29 protein-coding genes are annotated in these 20241 nt (G+C 50.6%); 4 read left to right on the top strand and 25 right to left on the bottom strand.

Translation table 11 applies throughout. The features are described from left to right. Positions 1 to 15: 15 nt before the first annotated feature. The 5 genes from SSARUM2_RS10820 to SSARUM2_RS10800 all read right to left on the bottom strand — a co-directional run bounded on the left by SSARUM2_RS10820 (position 16) and on the right by SSARUM2_RS10800 (position 4817). Entirely contained in the window at positions 16 to 441 is a 426-nt protein-coding gene (locus tag SSARUM2_RS10820) for a hypothetical protein (RefSeq protein ID WP_154635245.1), read from the bottom strand. A 74-nt stretch (positions 442 to 515) separates the two neighbouring features. Continuing rightward, positions 516 to 3722 (bottom strand): tape measure protein, encoded by a 3207-nt coding sequence (locus SSARUM2_RS10815; RefSeq protein WP_220668733.1) that lies wholly within the window; start codon positions 3720 to 3722, stop codon positions 516 to 518. A 61-nt stretch (positions 3723 to 3783) separates the two neighbouring features. Further along, positions 3784 to 4188 carry a hypothetical protein gene (locus tag SSARUM2_RS10810; protein WP_072269798.1) on the bottom strand — a complete coding sequence of 135 codons (405 nt, stop codon included), beginning with the start codon at positions 4186 to 4188 and terminating at the stop codon, positions 3784 to 3786. Positions 4189 to 4305: 117 nt separating this feature from the next. After that, positions 4306 to 4506, bottom strand: coding sequence for a lipoprotein (locus SSARUM2_RS10805; RefSeq protein WP_154635244.1), 201 nt, complete (start codon positions 4504 to 4506; stop codon positions 4306 to 4308). Positions 4507 to 4613: 107 nt separating this feature from the next. Continuing rightward, positions 4614 to 4817 (bottom strand): DUF551 domain-containing protein, encoded by a 204-nt coding sequence (locus tag SSARUM2_RS10800; protein ID WP_195904109.1) that lies wholly within the window; start codon positions 4815 to 4817, stop codon positions 4614 to 4616. Positions 4818 to 5018: 201 nt separating this feature from the next. Between SSARUM2_RS10800 and SSARUM2_RS10795 the strand changes: the two genes are divergently transcribed. Next, entirely contained in the window at positions 5019 to 5222 is a 204-nt protein-coding gene (locus SSARUM2_RS10795; protein WP_154635243.1) for a hypothetical protein, read from the top strand. 180 nt (positions 5223 to 5402) lie between these two features. Here SSARUM2_RS10795 and SSARUM2_RS10790 read toward each other — a convergent pair whose 3' ends face one another. From SSARUM2_RS10790 to SSARUM2_RS10740, 11 genes are all read right to left on the bottom strand, one after another. Then, entirely contained in the window at positions 5403 to 5684 is a 282-nt protein-coding gene (locus SSARUM2_RS10790) for a hypothetical protein (RefSeq protein ID WP_230202254.1), read from the bottom strand. Between the two features lie 472 nt (positions 5685 to 6156). Continuing rightward, the gene (locus SSARUM2_RS10785) at positions 6157 to 6831 is read right to left on the bottom strand and encodes a DUF6246 family protein (protein ID WP_060452921.1); all 675 of its coding nucleotides are present in this window, start codon (positions 6829 to 6831) and stop codon (positions 6157 to 6159) included. Between the two features lie 51 nt (positions 6832 to 6882). Further along, a complete protein-coding gene (locus tag SSARUM2_RS10780) occupies positions 6883 to 7641 on the bottom strand; it encodes an Ig-like domain-containing protein (RefSeq protein ID WP_060452920.1) in 759 nt (252 codons plus the stop codon). A gap of 24 nt (positions 7642 to 7665) precedes the next feature. After that, entirely contained in the window at positions 7666 to 8049 is a 384-nt protein-coding gene (locus tag SSARUM2_RS10775; protein WP_043147359.1) for a hypothetical protein, read from the bottom strand. Continuing rightward, positions 8046 to 8414, bottom strand: a complete 369-nt coding sequence (locus SSARUM2_RS10770; RefSeq protein WP_060452919.1) for a hypothetical protein — start codon at positions 8412 to 8414, stop codon at positions 8046 to 8048. Before SSARUM2_RS10770 ends, SSARUM2_RS10775 begins: the two co-directional genes overlap by 4 nt. 1 nt (position 8415) lies before the next feature. After that, a complete protein-coding gene (locus tag SSARUM2_RS10765) occupies positions 8416 to 8763 on the bottom strand; it encodes a hypothetical protein (RefSeq protein WP_060452918.1) in 348 nt (115 codons plus the stop codon). Positions 8764 to 8857: 94 nt separating this feature from the next. After that, on the bottom strand, positions 8858 to 9235 hold the full coding sequence (locus SSARUM2_RS10760; RefSeq protein WP_060452917.1) for a hypothetical protein: 378 nt from the start codon (positions 9233 to 9235) through the stop codon (positions 8858 to 8860). 2 nt (positions 9236 to 9237) lie between these two features. After that, positions 9238 to 9639: a hypothetical protein gene (locus SSARUM2_RS10755; protein ID WP_060452916.1), complete on the bottom strand. Its 402-nt coding sequence runs from the start codon at positions 9637 to 9639 to the stop codon at positions 9238 to 9240. A 9-nt stretch (positions 9640 to 9648) separates the two neighbouring features. After that, entirely contained in the window at positions 9649 to 10725 is a 1077-nt protein-coding gene (locus SSARUM2_RS10750; protein ID WP_060452915.1) for a major capsid protein, read from the bottom strand. Positions 10726 to 10735: 10 nt separating this feature from the next. Then, entirely contained in the window at positions 10736 to 11173 is a 438-nt protein-coding gene (locus tag SSARUM2_RS10745) for a hypothetical protein (protein ID WP_060452914.1), read from the bottom strand. A gap of 3 nt (positions 11174 to 11176) precedes the next feature. Then, positions 11177 to 12562, bottom strand: a complete 1386-nt coding sequence (locus SSARUM2_RS10740; protein WP_060452913.1) for a hypothetical protein — start codon at positions 12560 to 12562, stop codon at positions 11177 to 11179. Between the two features lie 90 nt (positions 12563 to 12652). Here SSARUM2_RS10740 and SSARUM2_RS10735 point away from each other — a divergent pair, with 90 nt between their 5' ends. Continuing rightward, positions 12653 to 12847 (top strand): hypothetical protein, encoded by a 195-nt coding sequence (locus SSARUM2_RS10735; RefSeq protein ID WP_154635241.1) that lies wholly within the window; start codon positions 12653 to 12655, stop codon positions 12845 to 12847. A 26-nt stretch (positions 12848 to 12873) separates the two neighbouring features. Here SSARUM2_RS10735 and SSARUM2_RS10730 read toward each other — a convergent pair whose 3' ends face one another. Genes SSARUM2_RS10730 through SSARUM2_RS10705 form a run of 6 tightly spaced genes read right to left on the bottom strand, consistent with a single transcriptional unit; the run spans position 12874 to position 18184 of the window. Beyond that, positions 12874 to 13854, bottom strand: coding sequence for a phage minor head protein (locus SSARUM2_RS10730; RefSeq protein WP_072270143.1), 981 nt, complete (start codon positions 13852 to 13854; stop codon positions 12874 to 12876). After that, positions 13832 to 15259: a phage portal protein gene (locus SSARUM2_RS10725; RefSeq protein WP_060452911.1), complete on the bottom strand. Its 1428-nt coding sequence runs from the start codon at positions 15257 to 15259 to the stop codon at positions 13832 to 13834. The genes SSARUM2_RS10730 and SSARUM2_RS10725 overlap by 23 nt, the downstream gene beginning before the upstream one ends. A gap of 10 nt (positions 15260 to 15269) precedes the next feature. Then, positions 15270 to 16760: a hypothetical protein gene (locus SSARUM2_RS10720; RefSeq protein WP_060452910.1), complete on the bottom strand. Its 1491-nt coding sequence runs from the start codon at positions 16758 to 16760 to the stop codon at positions 15270 to 15272. A gap of 3 nt (positions 16761 to 16763) precedes the next feature. Continuing rightward, positions 16764 to 17207, bottom strand: a complete 444-nt coding sequence (locus SSARUM2_RS10715) for a DUF2280 domain-containing protein (protein WP_043147348.1) — start codon at positions 17205 to 17207, stop codon at positions 16764 to 16766. Positions 17208 to 17238: 31 nt separating this feature from the next. Beyond that, positions 17239 to 17889 (bottom strand): putative metallopeptidase, encoded by a 651-nt coding sequence (locus SSARUM2_RS10710; protein WP_060452909.1) that lies wholly within the window; start codon positions 17887 to 17889, stop codon positions 17239 to 17241. A 40-nt stretch (positions 17890 to 17929) separates the two neighbouring features. Continuing rightward, the gene (locus SSARUM2_RS10705; protein WP_060452908.1) at positions 17930 to 18184 is read right to left on the bottom strand and encodes a DNA polymerase III subunit theta; all 255 of its coding nucleotides are present in this window, start codon (positions 18182 to 18184) and stop codon (positions 17930 to 17932) included. A 192-nt stretch (positions 18185 to 18376) separates the two neighbouring features. Here SSARUM2_RS10705 and SSARUM2_RS10700 point away from each other — a divergent pair, with 192 nt between their 5' ends. Next, on the top strand, positions 18377 to 18595 hold the full coding sequence (locus tag SSARUM2_RS10700; protein ID WP_072270142.1) for a DUF2158 domain-containing protein: 219 nt from the start codon (positions 18377 to 18379) through the stop codon (positions 18593 to 18595). A gap of 47 nt (positions 18596 to 18642) precedes the next feature. After that, positions 18643 to 18879, top strand: coding sequence for an ATP-dependent RNA helicase HrpA (locus SSARUM2_RS10695; protein ID WP_072270150.1), 237 nt, complete (start codon positions 18643 to 18645; stop codon positions 18877 to 18879). A gap of 186 nt (positions 18880 to 19065) precedes the next feature. Here the strand turns inward: SSARUM2_RS10695 and SSARUM2_RS10690 are convergent, their stop codons facing one another. Genes SSARUM2_RS10690 through SSARUM2_RS10680 form a run of 3 tightly spaced genes read right to left on the bottom strand, consistent with a single transcriptional unit; the run spans position 19066 to position 20190 of the window. Further along, positions 19066 to 19449 carry a DUF2570 family protein gene (locus SSARUM2_RS10690; protein WP_060452907.1) on the bottom strand — a complete coding sequence of 128 codons (384 nt, stop codon included), beginning with the start codon at positions 19447 to 19449 and terminating at the stop codon, positions 19066 to 19068. Beyond that, on the bottom strand, positions 19446 to 19886 hold the full coding sequence (locus tag SSARUM2_RS10685) for a lysozyme (RefSeq protein WP_060452906.1): 441 nt from the start codon (positions 19884 to 19886) through the stop codon (positions 19446 to 19448). The genes SSARUM2_RS10690 and SSARUM2_RS10685 overlap by 4 nt, the downstream gene beginning before the upstream one ends. After that, positions 19873 to 20190 carry a phage holin family protein gene (locus SSARUM2_RS10680; protein WP_049193441.1) on the bottom strand — a complete coding sequence of 106 codons (318 nt, stop codon included), beginning with the start codon at positions 20188 to 20190 and terminating at the stop codon, positions 19873 to 19875. Before SSARUM2_RS10680 ends, SSARUM2_RS10685 begins: the two co-directional genes overlap by 14 nt. Between the last annotated feature and the right edge of the window lie 51 nt (positions 20191 to 20241).

Here is a 20241-nt window from a genome sequence, read left to right as displayed (position 1 = left end):
CTTAATAAAATTAACTTAGCTTTCTTGCCATACTCCAACACTAAAGCCATCAATCTCATCGATTTTAAATCGCCAAATAGAAGACACTTTACTTATAGAGTCACCTGTTACGATCCTAACATTCTTCATGTGAACAAAGTTAATATTTGAGTTCACCTCATCAATATCAGAGTAGAAACTCTCTTTCATCTGAGTATAGTATGACGTGATAGCCTCCTTTGCTTCATCAGTGTTATTTGATGCTTCTATTTGAGATATCATTTTGTCGCACCACTCGTTAACACCTATCAAAACCCCTGTATAAACGATACCACTAACAGAGATTGTTAATCCCATATTGATTCCTCTATTTGCCCACGAGGCATAATCATCAATATAGGAGTCTTTATATTTTGAAGCTATTACCTCTTGAGGAATAGGGGTGTTTTCTGAATTTGCCATTTAAAAAACCTTTCATAGATGTAGGGAGAGATTATATTATCAGCCAATAAAGAAACTGTCTCATAGCTTGCTAATCACTCCGTCGCTCGGCGAGGCGCCTGGTGATACTGGGATATACCCTGGCTGATTTGCCCTCCCTGCTGTAGATCAGCCAGCACAATGCGCACCACATCGCTACCATCAGCACCTTTGCTGGCCTGGGTATCCATTACACCAGCGCCGGATGAGTAGTTTTCGATAATGATAGTTGGCGCCGCACTTCCGCCGCCGGTCATATGCTTGTTGCTAATCACCCTGCCGTTGTCACCGGGGATCATGTACTGCTTACCAGTGCTCGCCTGGTAAATCTCTGGCTTGCCTCGCTCACCTACCTGGTACATCGCGCCAGCGCTCACAGGGCCGCCGTTATAACGCGCTCCAGCCAAAGCCAGCCCACCAGCCAATCCAACGGTTGAGGTTATCCCTGCAGCCGCTGGAGCCGCGTTAGCGCCAAGAGTTGCCAGTGATGCCATTGCGGCCGCCGGCGCCCAGGCAGAAGCCGTTGTTGCAGCCATACCCACAGATGACGCCACGGATGCGGCGCCAAGCGTCTGGCCGAGGATGTAATTTTTCAATGCCTCCATGCCCACCTGAACGATGCTGTTTATCACACTATTCAGGATGGTGTTGCCAAGCGACCGCATCGCCTCTTGTGCCGACATGGTGCCGGTAAGCAGCCCTGTAATAGCGTTTGAGGCATTGCCCGAGAAGGCATCGATAGCGCTCGTCAGCATGTTGTAACCAAGGCTTTGCTGGCTCAACAGCTGCCATTGCGCCGCCGTTTGCTGCTCCTGGTATTGTTTCTCCTGGGCAGTACGTAAAGCCAGGTACTGATCATCCGTGGCGCGTTTTGCAGCAATGAACTGCTCGTAAGTGATCTTATTGGCATCATAAGATTGTTTGATAATCGCCAGCTCCTGAGCCTGATATTCTTTCATCAAAGCCAGTTTCTGACTGTTCTCATTAGCCAACTGCTGAATAGGGTCAACCTGTCCGCGCGCATCAGCTATCGGATTGGACGTAGCCTGTTCCGCTCGGATTCTGGCAAGGTTTACCTGGTGTTCACGTTCAAGCTGCTCGGAAAGTTGGCTGAACTGCTTTTGACTGATAAGTAGGTTACCCTGAGCATCCTTCGCCTCTTTCAACATTTGCAGTTGAGCCTTCTGAGAGGCGTAGTTTGCGTTTTCCTTCAGTTCTGGAACAGCGTTCTGAGCTTTAAGTGCCGCTGCAGTATCCCAGATTTCAGCTCGATATTGCCCCGCAAGCTTAATCTGTTCTTTCGTCGCTCCTTTACCAAGAGAAAGTTGCGCCTGCAGTATGGCTTGCTCACGGGTTAGCTCTTGAGTAGAACCTGCAGCCAGCTTAGACTGCTGTTTGAGGTTGGCGACTTTCTGTGCAGCGCTTTCCGCCTGATTGGCTGACTTCTTGCTCTCCGCTATCCCTTCCTTGGTTGCCTTCTTTTGCTCCTGCTGCGCCTGAAGAGAGTCATATTCAGCAGCAGCGCGCTCTCTTGCCAAAACAACATCAGCCTCTGTTCCTCCCAGCCGTCTTATTTGTTGCTCCGCTTTAAGCTGAGCTCGCTTCTTATCGTTTAATTCCGCCTGAAGTTCAACCTGATCTTGAAGGCCGTCAAGGTAGTCTTGGACGTTCTTGGGTCTGGTTATTTTCAGGTTAGATGCATTGAATTTTTCCTGAGCACCGGCTGCAAAATTCAATTGCTTACCGAGTTGATTCATCATTCCGGCAGCAAACCCAGCTTGCTCGCCATGTTTGGAAAGCAATCCAATCCCTTGCTCAAAAGTGCCATTCAACTGCGCAGAAGCAATTCCTACAGCACTTTGTGTTTGGCTGAGATTTCTTTGGGCTCTGTCAAGCTCTGCAAAAGCTATGTTTTGGTTATCAATAGCTCCGGTTAATGCCTCGGCAGCCTGGCGCCCACGTGTAGTGCCAGTTCCCCAGTTATCAACTTCTCGCTGAAGGTTTGCAACGCGCTTCGACGCTTTATCATACTCGTCGCTTGCATCTTTGACTGCACCAGTTAATTCAGGTATCGCACCACGTAGTTTTGCGATACTGGCTGCGATCTCGGTGGCAGACATGTCCTTCATCTTACCTAACAGAGCATTCACGCCGTCGGCTAACTCAATGGCCGCCTGCCGCGCTTCTTTTGCTCGTTGGTAAAAATAAAAGATTGCAGAAGCAGCGAGCACAGCAGCCCCTGCGGGGCCGCCGATTAACGCAAGCGCCCCTCTAGCCAGAGCAGCAGCAGCACCAAAAGCAGATAGAGATGTTGAGGCAGCAAAAGCAGTTGCGGCAAGCTTAACCTGTCCTGCTACAGCGAGTGTAAGAGCTGCTGCGTAACGAGTGCCGACGATAGCGGCCACTGAACCGATTACTTTCGCAACGACATCAAGATTTTCGCTTAGCGTAATAATTGAGCTGTTAAATAGTGAAACAGTAGACTTAACTGTCGTTGAACTGCCAATGAATTGAATTATATTGTTATTGGCAATCTCAAGCGCCTGTCCAATAGTAGTCGTAGTATTCGCAAACTCTTTCCCTATCGCATCTCCTTGAGAGAGAAGGCCCTTAACAACTACATCCGTTGTCAGCTTGCCTTCAGCAGCCATTGCTCTAAGCTGGCCGATATTAACCCCCAAGGAATCAGCCAGCGCCGTAGCCAGCCGACCACCTTGTTCAGTTACAGAATTGAACTCCTCACCACGAAGCGCGCCAGAAGCTAAGCCCTGAGACAGCTGAATAACAGCGTTACTTGCTTCCTGAGCTGTAGCACCTGAAACGACAAAACCTTGGTTAATGATCGTTGTTAATCTCGCAACATCATCAACACTAGTTCCATAGCTTCGTGTTGCCCTTTCAAGACGCTGATACAAAGACGCTGTGGCATCAAGAGCCGCCCTCGTATCTTGAGCAATGGAAAAAACTCGTTGCGTGACTGTCGCAAGGTCTTCATTTGCCTTAACCGAGTTTGCGAGCTTGTTGTTTACTGTCGTCCAAGCGTCAGCATACTTAGCAACTTGTTGCACTGAGATTGCCGCCGAAACAGCACCAGCCAGGCGTGTTACGGAGGTAGATAGCGTGTCGGATGATTTTGCTGAACGTTTAAAACGCTCATCCATTGTGTCCAGCCGTTCGTTAACTTTGCGTTGCGCCTCGAGCAGATTGGCAACATTCATTTCTACTTCATAAACGATATTGCCAACTTGTTCTTCGCTCGCCATAACCATTCTCCGGGCATAAAAAAACCCCGCCAGAGCGGGGTTTTATCGTTAAATTATTACTTTACTTGACTGGATGAACCATACCAAATTGGCTCATGGCCGTAACGTCATACATCTCGCCACCAGAGAAGATAAACACATACTTCTGATCTCCGGTATAGCCACCATAGCTATTCTTGGCATTAACCAGAACGGGTGATACCCACCCAAAAGTTACCTTCCCACCAGATGGTGACCATTGGCCATCCTGAGAGTACCCCTTGAAGGTTGGCATGAACTTATATTGAGCCGAATAGGGATCTTTTAATGTGGAGTTAAAATGATTTTTAATTTTCTCTTGATAATCTTTCGGAAGTTCACCGTAACTAGCAGAGGATATTTGAGCCTGGCTAGGCGGTTGCTGTGATGAACAACCAGACATAGCAAGTGACGCCAGTATGGCCCCAACAACTGCAATCTTCTTCATTTAGTCCTTTTCCCATAGACAAGTAACAAGTCGTTACATGGTAGCAGAGGCGTCGGCGGTGGCAACGAAAACGAGGGAGCAGGAAGCAAAAAGCCCACTCAGGTGGGCTTTTATCAGTCAGTAGTTTCTCTCGGCACGCTTCATCAGTCTGTCTTGTGGCGATTGAGTTTTGGTAGACAGAGGAGCGACAAACTCTTTCCACTCTTTGCTGTCTTTCTGAGTAGACGATTGTTTGCTATTCAATTGATAATCATCGTTCTGGCCTGCGCATCCTGATAGAGCTACCACACCCAGGGCAACCAGCAGTAACTTACGCATCTCTACATCCTTATAGTAACAATCAACCATGCAAATGATAACGAATCTCACTTGTGAGGTAAAGTAAGCCCTAGAAAGCAAAAACCCGCGGCTAAGCGGGCTTATATTTACTCAGTAGGAGCATCAGGTAGAGGCATCCAGTGCGTCACCTCTAAGTAAGAGTGTTGCACATTGCCGTTTAAGGTCACATTACCAAATCCGCTCATGCGGTCATAGGCGGCGAAACCAACCCCCTCCTTGGTCGCAACGATCACCTTGTAAAACTGGAGGGTTGATTCAGGGAGGGAATCTTTCACAGATATCCATTTCATAGCAATCACCATTGTTAAGGATGATTGAGCACTATAGCAGCTGCATAAAGCAAAAGTCCTAATGCGGCGGGCTTTTCGTGGGAAGTGCATCTTTAATGTGTCATGTATACTAAAATCACATTGAAATTGTGGCTTTATGAAGTACCATGTATCCCTCTTACCAGATGTTTATTAATGAAGCCACATAAAAAGGAGATCATAGTGCATCCTTCATTATTGACCGGTATCGCAAAAACCGGAATCCACATCGACCTTTCTGAGCATTCTATTCATCCTTCAATTCTTGTTGACCTACTTCGTCAGGTAGTTGCTGCAAATGGCCATCTGACAGTCAAAGGGGGGCACCCATCAATCTACCAAGATCTAGCTCGAATTGGTGGTAAACACCTAACTATTAAGTTTTAAGTTTAATTGAGCCATTTAAATTAAAAACCCACCTCTTGGGTGGGTTAGTAATCACACATATATTTTGTTAGCTAGCGAATAAATAGTGTGCAGCAACCTTATATGCTGCCGTGCCAATGGCAATAATGGCCGGAACCCCCAGAAGAATGGATAGTTTTGCATCTGAAATCTTCTTATCCATCAAATCGGAAGACGGTTTTTATCAACCGACTCCTTGAGCCCTGAGAACTTCTCAACCAAAACGGCAAGACTTTTATCAATGGATCCCACTGTCCCTTCCACCTTCAGCATGGTCAGCTTGAGTTCGGACACGTCCGATTTGATATGCTCAACGTCAGCCTCAAGCTTGGCAACTCTGGCTTCTATCATACCATCACCTCCATCACCACCACCTCCATGCCAGGTATATTTAGGATAATCAGCCAACGATGTTACTCCGTAATCCTTCGCATCATTGGCCATTCCCACATCCCTCTTCAACCCATTTTAAAACTGGCCATACAGCTATATGGTGTGTAAAGCCGCAGTTTCTGCAAATCACACGATACTGATAGTCCATTATCGAAAACGGTGGACCAGGAGCATCAAGCTTAACATAGCTAACGTATGTTATGGACTCACCCCCATCAGGCCCGACAGTTGTAAGTCCAACTTCTGGAATTCCTATGTCTTCGCTACCACAAAGAAGACACTGAAAAACAGGCACGCCACGCTTGTAAAGAAACTCAGAAAGATGTTTTGGGCTAACTTTTTCAAGTCTACTCTCAAGTAAAAGCCGATTTTGCCTATGGTGGTCAGCTTCATTGTTCATGGTAGTTACTCTTTATCACTTTATTGTAAATTTACCATGTAGCCATTCGGCTATGTTACTGATCTTTTGATCACCAGAAGCAAAGGACTATCTTTTCTTCTCAATCATCGCCTGCCAGCGCTTCTACACGGCCTTAGCCAGGCGTCGTGCCTTCTTCTTCATGTACTCATCCGCGACAACATCGTACTCTTCAGCGGTGAACCCTTTCTGATCTGGGTATTTAGCGTTAATCAGTAGCTGAAATTCCGTCATGGTCAGTTGCTCGGCCTCGGCGCGCGGCATGCTGAAATGGTTACGGGCAGCACTGATGTACTCGAATCCGCTGAACTCACTGACAAAACTGTTTGTCTCATGCCGCTGGAGACGGCGAACCTTGGCTTTTCCGATGATGCCGTGAGTGATCAGCGACTGTCCGAGGATGATAATGTCGCTCGCCGGCAAACTGCCACGACGGAACACGAACGCCCTTCGCCCTCGTTTACTTGGCCGTAGCTCACCCACCAGCGTGCTGATATCGTCATCACAGCAGGCCTGCATTACGATCATGCCGGCAAAGATAGCAGAGCTGCTAAACGATGGTGAGTTGATATAGGCAAGCAACCACCCTGGAATCTCGCCATACGCTGCCACAGCAGCAGAAAGCAATCTTGGCGCCTCACTGGTATGGAGTTCAGCAAAGCGCTCTACAATCTCCGCTGGAGAGCCTATACGCGACATGTTTCCGAATGATGGCCTGAAGAAGTAGTCGCGGCTGGCGTCTGATATGAGCATCTCGCCAATTTCAGTTAATGGAGTCATGGTTGCCTCGAATAATTATCATCAAGGGCGCGTAAACGCCCTTTGTGATAGTTACGCGGTGACGGTGGTCGCGAATACGGCAGTAAATGAGCCATCGTTGGTTTTTACAGTGATGTTTGCTGTGCCTGCTGTGGCACCAGAAGGTGCTGATACGGTGACAACCAAACCGTTAGCCGTTGCAGTTGCCCGCGCCGGTACAGACGAAACCAGAGTGAATGTCTTATCTGTCGCGTTAGCAGGCGCAATGGTCACGTTAAAAGTGGTTGTCGCGCCGGCGGCGACCGTGCCACTGGTTGGGGAAATGGTTACGCCTGTCACAGCAACATCAACCGGAGTGTCGATAACCTGGATGGTATCGGAGTCAGCCACCTTGAACTCGGTCGACAGCGTAACGATGTCGTTAGTGCCGCCGTCAGAACTCAGCGCGGTGATAACCATGTACCCGATGAAGGTGATCGGGCCATACTCTTCACGCACCCACAAAGTGGGCTGGCGACCAGCCTGAATTTCGTCGTTGTAATACTTAACGAACTTCGCCACGCCGAACTGATCCAGCTTATCGCGCTTACGCACTTCGCCTTCAAAGCTCAGGGTAAAGTCTGAGTTAGTGACCAGGTTTTCAACATAACCCTTGGTGTCATCCGCATCCGAAGTTACGGTATTCGGGCTAAAGTCGAAGCCTTTGGAAGTACCGGCGATCAGCGACTGCCATTCGCTTTCTGCAGGCACTGTATCAGGGCAGCCTAAAGCCACCTCAAGCACAATGCCACGACCGAACAACTTGCTGTTGTCAGTTGAGCAACCTTGCATATTGCTTACCTCTTTGATTATTGATTACTCGCCGTACAGGCAAGCGAATTGCAGGCGATAGACTAATCGCCCTTCAGTTGTGGAAACTGGGGATGGGATACCGCCGACGTTCTCAATATGGCCGATGCAGTCATTTGGCATGGGGTTGTTCTGGATGTGGCTGATGATGGCTTGGACAGCGTTGTCCACCTCTTCATCCTCTCCTTCAGCGCCGATGACGTCGACCAGCACCAGATATTCGCTGGCTAGATCGTTGCGAACTGGGCTACCACCGTTTGGACGAAAGACAATGAATTTATCTTCGCCCTTTCCGGTGTCCCTCCAGCGCAACATCTGCGTAGTGAAGCCGGAGGTCAGCCCGGCATCAACAAAGTAATCGCGAACGCGGCGATGCATGGCTGGCGTCATAGCTGCATCACCTTCTTGATCGCCCTGTCAATCTGCGCCTTGGTATCCTCAAACCCTTTGGTAAGGAACTCTTTTTGAGCAGTGGCGCGCCGGAATTTCTGGGGGATATTCGGATCGTGAACGTAGACAGCGTAATTTGCCGAGTAGCCAACGCGTCCCGTGATCCGGGAGCCATTCACCGAAATATCGCGGTACTGGCTATTGAGCAGCGTCGATGTGTCGATAGGGGTGTATAAAGCAGCCTGGGAACCACCTATAAGCAGCGCCGACTGCATAGCCCTGACAACCCTCCTTCCCTTGATATCCCCGATTAACCTATCAAGATTGGCCTGCGCCTCCCGGACACCTTTAACCTTCACGCCCATATCAACCCCCCGTGATAATCGCGTAGTCATCGGCGATGCGGTCGAATGTATCGGCGTACCGGATGATATGGCGAACCTCATCAGCACCATCAACCTTTTTCGGGTCTGGTTCATATGAAGCACCGATCAGGATATAGTCCCCCTGGCGTGCATCCGCATACTCAGTCCAGTGCGTGTTTTTTACGACAAATTCAAGCCCGATATCGCCAAGCCGTGCAGTCGCATCACCACCGTAATCGCACATGATCTGGATAGGCTCAGCGAAGGAAGATTTACCGTAATCGTCCATGCCCAGCTTTTTCCAGACAGTAGCGACCGCTGTATAGCTCCAGTTAGCCGCAGCGCTCATGAGAGATAATCCTCATATTGGTCAGGACAGCCGGGGCAGTTGGGGCATTTTTCGCAATCAGGTTTATCCTCATCGCTTTTTCTCTCTTCCTGCATCAGCAACCTCCCACAACGTCGAAGAAACCCACGCTAGTGCCGACGTCGATCGGCAGGCTGGATGTACAACCGGCTGTATCCAAAGCTGCCAGCGTGTTCCTCATGGTTTTGATGTCGCCGCTGTAATCAAACGACCGCGACGCCCCTGAAGGCGCTGACTGTGACTTGATACGCTGGCTGAAGGCCGTTATCGCCATAAGGGTGACGGCGTAGACCTGTATCAGCATCAGATCGCAATCGTCGTAGCCAGACGCCTCCAGGCACTGACGGATGCCGTCCAGCTTGCACAGGTAGGCATCGATCATGAAGTCAGGAATGGAGTAACCCAGCGCAGACAACTGCTGTTTAACCTGCGCCGCTGTTATCTGCGCTGCCATGATTACTTGTCCTTCTTGGTCGCTGCTGCCAGAGCAGCTTCTGCTGTATCAGCGCGCTGCTTCTCTGCTGCCAGTTCTGCAGCTTGGGACTGCTTCAGTTGCTCCAGTGAGTCAGCATTTTCCTTATCCTTCGCCGCTGCAGCTGCCTGGGACTGCTTCAGTTGCTCCAGTGCCTCGTCCAACTTTGTCTGAAGCTCTGACGCGCCGGCACTGGCTGGAGCGGTCGACGTGGCCACTTCTAATGCCAGCTTCTCGCCTTTCTTTTCTGCTGATTGCTCCGCCTTACCATCGGCAATCCACTTCCCTGCAACCGAGTCTTCTACTTCGTAGACTTTACCAACTTCCAGTTTTTGGAAGTTGGCACCGGCAAAGAGGTTTGCTACCAAAACTTTTACGAGTGCCATGATTTTTCCTTAGCTGGATGCGTGAATGACAGAGAAGTGGCCGTTGATGTCTTGCTTGACCATCAAGCCGGCGGCGCCCCAAGTACGCCATACGTAATCGCTGTTGTAGAACTGACGAGGATCGGCAACGGTGCCGAACGCCTGACCTACGATCGGGGCAATGACGCCAGCGGCGAGAGGGATAATCACGATTTCGTTACCGGTAAGCTCAGCGTCTTCTTTGATGTCGGAGATGCCGGCCAACTTCTTCAGCTCTTCCAGAACGGTGCGCAGCGTGTTAACGTCAAAATATTGCTCCCAGTTCGACATGATTTCGCTGGATACGTACCAGGTCTGTTGGCCGTATTGATAGTTTTGCAACTTCAGCACGTCACGCAGAGCGATAGCAGCAGCGCGCATCGCTTTAGGGTCGGTGCTGGTCGCGAAGTTAACTGTCAGCGTAACCTGCGCCACACGCTCATCATGACGCAACCCCTTCCAGGTCTTGTCGTCGAACTTGATGAAGTTGCCGGCCGCGTCGCGGAAACCTTCCCAGATGTAGTCCACATACTGCCGGCGAACGTCATCGACAGAGCCAGCCTGAGCATCAGCCAGGGAGGAAAGTGCAGAGCCTTTGTTGAAGACCGGGTCACGCCAGTTGAATTTAAAGCCGCTGTCGTGGATAGGCACCATGGTGCCATCAAAGGTGTAAGACTTCGCATCCAGCGCCGCACCGATCTGCCCAGACATGGAAGTGTGCGCCCAGCCACGGCCACCCTTGCGGGCATATTCGTAAACTGATTCTTCCAGACGAACAGAGCGAGAAAGCGGCATCAGATCGTTCAGCAGAGTAAATTCAGTATTCGGCTCAAACTCTGCCAGCACCGTCTGATCGTATGCGCGATAGAGGCGCTTAATGTCATCGACGGCGTTAACCGCATCCAACGCTGGAGCATTTGCAGCATCACCACGCACGCGAGTACGCGCAATGAAATCAGCCACGGCCTGAGCGCTGGAGTTACGGGCAAGCATCAACTCGTTAAACTGAGACATATTTGCCTCAAGGTTGCGAGTTTCAGTAGCCTTTTTGGTAGAGAAATAAAACATGCGGTGCTCCTTACTTGATGACAACGCGCAGGAGTTCGCCTGCAACCGTGGTGTATGCGCGATCTTCTTCTACGTATGCGCGAACTGACTCGCCTTCTGCTGCGGCCTTAACTCGACCATTGACGATAGAAAGAGGCTGGCCTTTGGTGTAGGTGCCAGCAGCAGCTGGAACGTTGAAGAAAACGCCAGGGGTTGGATGGAATGCAACAACCCAATCATCAGCCTTAATGACATCATCTACGGTTTTGCAGCGCAGGTAGTCATAGTTGGCTACGTAAAGGATCGCGGCTTCATTGCCGTCTACCGATGCAGTAAATTTCTTCGTGGTGTTATCGAAGAAGCCGATCGTGCCAGGGGGTGTGTCGGCGGCCGCGGCACCTTCACGATGCAGTTGTGGATTGGCGAAGATACCGCCTGCGTGAATTACATGTTTCCCGTCTTTAGCCATTTTTTACTCCGGCATTTCGCTGAAAGTTTGAGATGAGTTAACCTGACGCAGCATGCCGTTCAGGCCGATAGAGGTTGAGCACTGGGCAAACAGTTCCTTCAACGGATCACCATCCAGCGCGTTTACGGCAACGTCGCTCATGCCGAATTTGGCTTTAACTGCTGCGCGCATCTCGCCTTTCTCTTTGTCTGAGTTGGCAATAAGGCCAGACTTAACAGCTGCGAGATCGTCGGCGAATGGTTTAAACCATGCCGGCGCCTCGTCGCTGTTGCTTGCCTGCTCTTTCTTCTTAGGCTTGCCGGTTGCAGGGTCGATTTCTTCCCCGCCTTCTTTTTTGGCTGTCGCCTTCTCTGCGGCCAATTGGTTGTAAGCGTCCATCAGTTCGGCATCGGACTTGCCTTCAGTCGGCTTACCAGCGGCTTGCAGCGCATTGATAATCAGTTCTTTCATCGGATCTTTCTCTCCGTTGGTTTTAATCTCGTACTCAGTGGGTTTGCGCACGACTTCTACAGGTTCGCCGACGAACACGGCCTTACCGTCCTCATCGATGAGGTATTTCTGTCGGAAAAATTTGGTCTTATCGCGGTAGATGAAGGTGTCGGGCCAGATAGATTCGGGCCACGGCCAGTAATCATCTGAGCGACCTTCACGGAGCTTGTTGCTGATCGCTTCGCGGATATCGTCAAACGAGAAGTTGGAGGCGTTGGTGAAGAAAAACTTGGTCTTGTTCAGCAGTCCCTCGCGAGTGCAATCGATACCCTCTGACAGGTTTGCGATTTCGACCTCTTGATCGTCGCCGTCGGCGTTAACGAAGATGCCCACACCTTCGCTTGGCGTTCCTGCACCAGGTTCATCCAGTAAAACGGCAACATGGTCAAACACCATGTTGGTGGCGATTTCGTTGTACTTCTTGCCCTTTGATTCGCCGTTGGCCGCAATGCCTGAGTAAAGAAGTCCGGTGGAGATGTGAATGGGCTCTACGTTTGTCCCAGCGATCATTTCATCCAGTCGATTTACCAGCCGCTTACCCTTTTCGCTGCCTTCGGCATAACGGCGGTCGACATACATATCACCATTGACCTTTCCGTCGACGTGCTGGACATCTTGGAGCCAGGCGCCAACGTGATAGTTGTTAACCGCGCGGACATCACCCGCCGATACATGCTTTCCGTCTATTTTTGGATGCCCCAGCGGCATCGGTTTCCGCTCAAGGGTGTTATAGGCCTTGGCAATTTCTGCTGCCGGGTACAACTTCCGGTTCATCACGATATCGTCAACAACGGGCGTAATGCCGCGAACCACGATATGTGGTTTCCCGTCGATGGTTTCGGTAGTGATATTTGAAGCGGAGTTGACGACGGTCAGCACGTTAACGCGATTGCGCTTCATGCTGTGTCCTCGTTATGGTTTCTTGACTAACTAATTAGTGGGAAGTAACGTCGCTAATTCACTGAATAGTGATTAATAAAAGGAGTTAATATGGCTGTTTATAAAGTTCAGTATGAAAGCAATGGCAGGTATTGGGATTTCACCATGACCAGTTCTACGCCTCTGAGCAAGGATGATCCCGATGTCATATCTGCTGCTATTCGTGACTCAGCACGGACTTATGCGGGTGGTAAGGGAACCGTGACAATGTCTGTACGTATAATTATGGTCACAGAAGATAAATAAATGCTCGGGTGCGGTTTATGCACCCATTATGCAGCCTTTAAACCCTCTACCCATGCTTCCCTTTCTTCAGCTAGACGCTTCGCCAACCCGATGTTTACTACATTGTCTTTCTCGTCAACGATGGCTGGGATCTGGCTGCAGTAGCAGTTATACCTGTTGCCGTCTTTCGAGTACCACTCACGCACTTCTTCGACCGTGTAAAGCTTTCCGTGGCGCGATGCGTGCCAGGCGCGCGTAGTCGGCTTCAGGGCGGATAAATGCAGCAACTTGGTACGCAGACCCAACCTATCCTGCACCCATGTGGTTTCGTTCCACTGAGCCTCTCTCAGCGCGCCAACCTGCTCGCTCTGAGCAATCGTCTTTGCCTTGGACATTGAGACATCAAGGCGCTTACTTATCACCCTCATGGTTTCACGCGGGTTTACACCTCGGCCAACCGCATCGGCGATGATATTGGCAAGGTCAACGCGCGCTGCATCGCTGATCCCCTTCCAATCGCTGTACGTCGACACGAATGCAGCGGCCACTTGGTTTTGATAAGCAAGCGTGGACAGAAGCGCACTTAGCGTGGTCTGTGAAGCGTATACCTCAGACTGAGCAGACAGATTCGTATAGGCATTGAGCGTGCCGCGCCGATACTCATCTGAGATGTACTGCAACGCCCAAATATCCTGACCGTTACCCTCTAACAGGTAGTCATCAAGGATCGTTTGTATTACCTCAAGAAGCGCTGCCAACTGCTGAGCGTTCATGTCGTAGACAAACGTACCGGCGTTAACCTGATATAGGGTGTCACCTGAAAGAACATGCGATCGCTGAGAGTTACCCACCAACGCCCGGCCAGTTAATCGCTGGTCGAACAGTTGCCGAAGCGTTGTTTTGATGCTCAGATATCGGTTCTCAATATCACGGAACATTTTGTTTACTTGCCGATAGGATTGGGTGGGGTCTGCTTTATTGCGCGGTATTATCGGTGTCCCGACTTTAGGCCTCGGCGTTGTCATCATTTAGCGGATCCTTACCGACAGGTTTCTTTGTCGGGTCTGGCTGGCCAGGTTCCTTGATGGGCTCCAGTTCGCCGGCGGCGCGTACCTCGTTAGGGTCGACAGCAGACGTACCGAACGCTTGCTGAGTTTTGTAGGCAACGTCTGCCATCATGCTCATGTTCTCGAGCTTCTCGCTATCACCTGGCGCCAGCAAATCAGACCAATCGACGGTGATCTCGCCTTTCTTTGGTTGCGATACTACGCCGACGTCACACCATCTTTGAATGACTTCAGTTAGCAGCCATGACAACCAACCGCCACGGCGCCCATTCCCTTTTTTAGCCCATTCCTTCCTGTCTTCGGTAGAAGCAAGATTCCCGGTTTGCTTGCCAAATAGGATATTGAACGGGCAGCCGATAGTTGAGGCATAGCTATTGGCCGAGACTGTCCATGACGGTGTAGGGTCAGCGGCGGCAACTGAAAGGACGGATGATGTCCCAGACTGAGTTACCAGCGCAGAATCCGTACCCTGGTTGAGTTTCCTGATCTTTTCATTCATTGCCTCGCCAAGGTCTTTATAGCCGGCATCCTTCGCCTGCTGCGCGATGGTTTTCATGTCGGTTTTATCGTCGAAATGAATGCCAAGCTGGCGGCTCGCGTTCTTAAGGAATCCTTCGGCGCTTCCTCCCTTGGTCTTTTCGATGTCCAGCAAATCGTTATAACCAGCCTCGTTAAGAGGGATGCCAGACAACATGTTGTCATCTTCTGAACCTTCGGCGAGGATGATCACCCTGCTGGGGTGAACCGTAACGCTTCTCACATTGCCGTAAGTGCCGTCATCCCCCACAGGCTGCTCGTTGAAGATGTAGTTCACCGGCTGCCCATAAGTTGGGGACAGTGTGTCAATGTCATAGTTGCCAGGCTTAATCTGCGATTCCCAAACGGGGATCATCTTCACCAGCGCATCTTCGCCAAGTCTTTCCACCAGCGCTGTATCTACAGGCTCTGACCATGGCCTGCTGTCTTTGAGTTGCAGAATGATTGCAGAGTAGCGGCCCACCAGGTTGCGCCGATCGGCATCCTTGATTTTTGACCAATGTTTTTTCAGCAGCCTGGTTACCGTTTTCTCCCATTCTGTAGAGGCGGTAGACTTATCAGCCAGTGGGCCATCAATAACCGTCGGAAAGTCACTCCAGCAATTATCCAACGTTTTATGCACGCCAGAATAAGCTGCTGAGTTTCGGCGATAGGCGCGATAAAGCAGATCGAAGCTTATGGTGTCTGGGTAGCCGAACTCGTCCCACAGTTTTGTTCTCTTCGTGTTGCCATTCATCTGTCCCGCGTATAAGGAACGCTGGCGCCCTATCGCCACTGCGTCAGCGAGGGCATTGACGAGAAATTCAACCTCGCTATTTTGTTCACTCACTGAGAGCTCCTTAGAAGAATACGGCGCCAACTTGTTTGTGGTTGTTCTTCGCTACGGCAAAGTAGCGGAAACCATCTGAACCATGCGACGTGTGATCGTGAAGAGGTTTGTCTTTCCAGCACCCGCGCTTGTCATCCCACTCTTTTCGGTATCCCTCAAGGTGAGATATCCCCTCAGCACACTTCTCATCGTCAAAGACGCATTTGGGGAGGATTTCACGGACAGACTCGATCCCGGTATCAACGCCGACTTTCGGCACAACCTTGAATGTCATCGAATACACCTGGCCGTCGATTTCGTAACCCTCACGCGCCAGTTCCTTCCGTGATTTAGCATCAGAGCCAAACTCACGGTTTTCAATGTCGTGCGGCCCCCAGTGCTCGCCGTACTCATAGCCACGGTCTTTCAGCACCTTCATGTAGTGCCTCAAACCCTCGCCAGAGTTCTCGTAGTAGTCGATGACATGAAACTCTTCACCAACCTCACGAACAAACCAGATAGCTGTTGAGTCACCCACGCCGATATCCCAGAACGTGTGAACCGGGAGATGAGAATTGTCGGGAAGTGAACCGATCCGCTTGTTGGTATACAGCCAGCGGAACTGCTTGGCGTAATACGCTCCCTCTACCGACTGTTGGAAGGCTTCAGCGGGTATGCTCGGATACTCACGCTTCATGTCGTCGCCAAGAGTCTTCTCTTTAGCGAGATACCAGGCCTTCTGGCGCTCATTTAACGTGACGCCATGCTTGGCTTCCAGTTCGTTGAAGTAGCCAACCAGGCGCTCAGGGAGACATTCTACCGGGTCGATTGCGTACTGAGGATTCTTCCACCACGTGAAGAAGAAAAACTTCCAGTCGAGGTTTGATAACGTTTTGCCCTGTAGCTGCGCTTTCTCGGCCGTCTGACAATAGTCGAAGAAATACCCAGCGCGTCCCTCGGCCGTGCTCTCGATAGTTGTGAAGCAATCTGTCGATACTGCCTCAAAGGCACCAGTGACGATTTCACGGGCCTTATCCGGGTACTTGGCGCAGATCTTGCCGAACTCAGAAACGTGCAGGTAACGCAACGTACCGCCACGAAATGACGTGCTGACATAGAGTGAGCCGCCATTATTGAAAACCAACTCACCAACGGCGTCGTTCTTTGCCGGGTTTGCCTTTCTGATCAGCGCCGGCAGGTTGTCGTAGGCATACTTGACCTTTTCCCTAAACAGGCGCTTTGCATCGTTTAAGGTGTGGGCAATCAGCGCGCATTTGGCTGATTCGAACAACGCGGCATCGAGCTGGACAATACAAACCAACGTCGTAAAGCCGAGCTGTCTGGCCTTTAAGATTATGTTCCTGGTGTGTACGCCTTCGAAGTATTCGAGCTGCTCAGGGGTCATCCTGAACTTAACCTTCTTCCCCGATTTGTCGGTAATGAAGTAAAGGTTGTTCAGGCGCCAGAATCGATTTTTAAGGTTCTTCTTCAGCTCGCTGAATTGCTTGTTGAGATCAGCCATAAATCACGCCTCAGAAGATATCTCCTTCAGTAGCTCAGCCATCTCATCAGCGATGGTGTGCTGGGTTTCAATCTTTTGCTTGTTGGTATACGCATCACCGCACTCTTTCGCGGCCTGCTCGACGATCTGAGCGGCCAATGCGTAGTTCTTCATGGTTTCAGTGCGCGTCGCCATACGGTCAAGCACGCGCAGCCGGTAGGCCTTGTTGGCGATCGGAATATCTGAAATTTCCGTCTTGAATCGCTCCCGCGTCGTATGGAACAGGTCTACCCACTTCTTAGCCAGCGACTTGCCGCTAACCTTTGTCGGGTCGTGAGATTCAACCTGCTGACGCGTGATTTTTAGCCCAAACTCTTTTTGGACGGACTCTACCACCAACGTAGGGGTGTCAAAGCACGCAAGCGACTGAATGATGAAGGCTTTTACATCTGGTTTTAATGCAGCCATAAATCACCATCCGTCCAATACAGTCCAATATTTACGCCAGCCTCAACATGCAGTTACCGCACGCCCTGGCAATGTTTAGTTGTGCCACCTCCGCAGGCCTGTTGGCCGCATCAACCAGTTCCTGAACTTCCACGCTGGCGCCATACCGGCGAACCACGCCAACAAACTCTTCAACGTCGTGGCCGCGCAGCTTCAGCACCGGCTGGCCTTCCTTGTTGAATTTTGGTGCGCCGAAATCGTCTGTCGCCTGTGCGATGTGGTAAAGCTCATGCTCAACCAGGGCGCAGAACTCCGCATCAGAACACTGTGAGCAGTAGTCGGCAGCGAGCGTGATGATGAATTTCGGCACATCGCCGAACCACTCATGCATCTGCTGTTCCATCCTGGCTTTCTGCCAGCCTCCAGCACGCATCGCTACCTCTTCAGCTTGGCCGAGCACATGGCGCCCTTTCTTCTCAAACGCGGACGATGCCCACATGAAACGCAGATCAGCGTCTGCAAGGTGTCCGTGGTCTGGGTTAAACAGGCTGCCGGCATCGTCGATGATTTGACGCTGTATCCACTCCTGCACCTCGTTCGCAGGAACCAGGCCGATGTATGGCGTTAGCTGATAGTCTTCGATAAACCTTAGCGGTGGGTATGGGCGCCTCTCATGGCTCTCATCCTGTGCCGTTTTAGCCATGATTTTCTCCCAATAAAAAAACCCGCCGGAGCGGGTTCAGTCATTTCTTGCCGTTGGCCTCAGCCATCTGCTGGTATCGCGGGTCGTTTGGCCCTGGGAATTTGTGGCTCTGGCTGCGGTAATGCTGCAGGCGCTCGTGGAAAAGCTCGCGTAGGTGTTCAGGCTGCTCCGCCTCCACCTGAGCCGGTACGATCGGCATGTTCATGCGCTCTTTGTACGCCACGCCAGATGCCGCAAAGTCTACGTTCACCTTGTCCATTTCTTCTTTTGGCAGATTGCCGAGATTGTATGACATGAGATCCTCCTATTGGGGAGGATTATACGCCACCAAACCTGCGCGGGGTATTCTGGTTGGTATGCTTTCCCCATTTAATAAGTCTGGATATTTTTTTATTTACATCTACCATTGAAAATCCACCGCAGCTTAATACCAGAAGCATGCATTTACCTATGAAGTATAATATTTATAATCATAAGGAGACTAATTATGACAACCAAAAACAATCAACCTACAAAACCTATTTATAAGAAAGGTGATATCGTTTACCTATTAACAGGTGGGCCGAGCATGACTATTTCAGAGGCTATTTTCAATATCTCCGATAAGTTTGTGGGGGCTTATAAATGCCAGTGGTTCGCTGGTAAAAAACTTGAAAATGGAAGATTTGAGGAAGAGACATTAACTTCAACCAACCCAAAGCCGTAAACCCAAACGCGCCAAAACTTTCTCTTAATGACATTACTTCTTGGATGATGAATAGGCTCCAACAAGATGGATGTTTATACCAACAAGACGTAGTTGACCATTTAATTAAAATGGACAATGAAATTCACCTTAAAGAGAATGCCGACGGCAATCAGGTCTTATCCACTAAATTGTTAAACAATTTCCGAGTGGATAGCGGTGAAAATGTTGTTTGGGTTAAGCCGGATAGATACTGGCGCTATCGAGTCCTTGAGGACGAAGAAGGTAGAGAAGCCAGGGGTTAGTAATATAGGCGGCGGTCGCCGCCTTTTCATTTCCGTTTTCCAACCAACGATAAACGCCATTGATTCAGCGTGACCACTTGTCCAGCGCAAATGTGAAGCGCCGTTTGCAGCGCTAACGTGTAGCTGAGCGCGTCGCCCCAAGTATCACCCTGCAATGCTGGTTGCATGCATGGAGTGAATACAGATTCAGGGGGTAACAGCACGACCTGTTGTAGTGCCGGTGGTAGCGTTTTGCTGCAGGAGGTCAATAACAGCTGCAGGCATAGGACTATTCCCACATTTACTGCCTTTAAGTGCATCACGCAATTTCCTCTGGTAGGTTTCCTCGCGCTGGCGTAGTAGCTGCTCTCTTTGTTGTTGCTCTGCTGCCAAGGCTCTGTTCTTCCGGTCTTGTGCTTGCAGGGTTGAGATCAGTCCTGACTGCTGCGCCAGCGTCTTTTCCTGCTGCTTAACCTGCTCGCCGGCCTTTACTGCGTTGCTGTGGAAGTAAAACGCCAGCCTGCCGGCAACAATCAGCGCCACCAGCAACAGGCCGATCGCCATCGTTCGGAAGCTGAATGAGGTGTTCATGACAAAAACATCTCGCGTTCTGCTGCACGGCGTGCAACCAGACCATCCAGACGTTTACCGCCAGCATTTACCCAGCGCCCGAACTGGTCGGCAGCGCCTTGAGTGTCTCCAGCGTTCAGTTTTTGCAGAAGCGTGGATGTGCTCAGCGACCGCAGACCGAGGTTATATGCAAAGCTCACCAGCGCGTCGAATTGCCCCTGGGTGATTTTCACCTTCACTAGCTGATTAACGCCCTGCTCATACTGCACAACGCCGCATTTCAGCAGTCGATCGGCAGTCGCCTGATCAATCCGCATGCCTGGGCCGATCTTCTTACCGTCAACCGGCTCCGTCCATCCGTAACCAATCGTCCAGACGCCAACTGAATCCTGATAGGCTTTCAATCGCAGGCCTTCGAAGCGCTTGATCAGCTCAATGCCGCTTTTACTGATATTCATTGCTATCGCTCGCTTTATTCAGGAATCGACGTTCCAGCGCCTTAATCAGTGACGCCCCAGACCAGCCAGCCATGCCACACACGCCACCCATCACTTCTGAAGGCCAGTCGTAATGCAGGGCGATCATCACCATGGTTAACCCGGCGAAGATAGAAACGAAGAGCTGCAGAAACAGCGTGCGCCAACTGAAGGCCTCGCCGTTCAGCACCTTGAACGAGTAACTGGCAATGGCTCCCAGCAGGGTCATGCCGAATGCAATCAGCATTGATAGGATGTTGGGCTCATTCTTCCAGGGCATTTTCATAACCTCCCCCTTCCGGGGCTCTTTCCCGGTTTCGGGTTATGGGTAGGGTTC

This window comes from Serratia sp. K-E0102 (genome assembly GCF_029962625.1).
In the GTDB taxonomy this organism is placed as follows: Bacteria; Pseudomonadota; Gammaproteobacteria; order Enterobacterales; family Enterobacteriaceae; genus Serratia; species Serratia sarumanii.
Note: the sequence above shows the minus strand (reverse complement) of the source record. Positions and strands in the feature narration are given on the sequence as shown.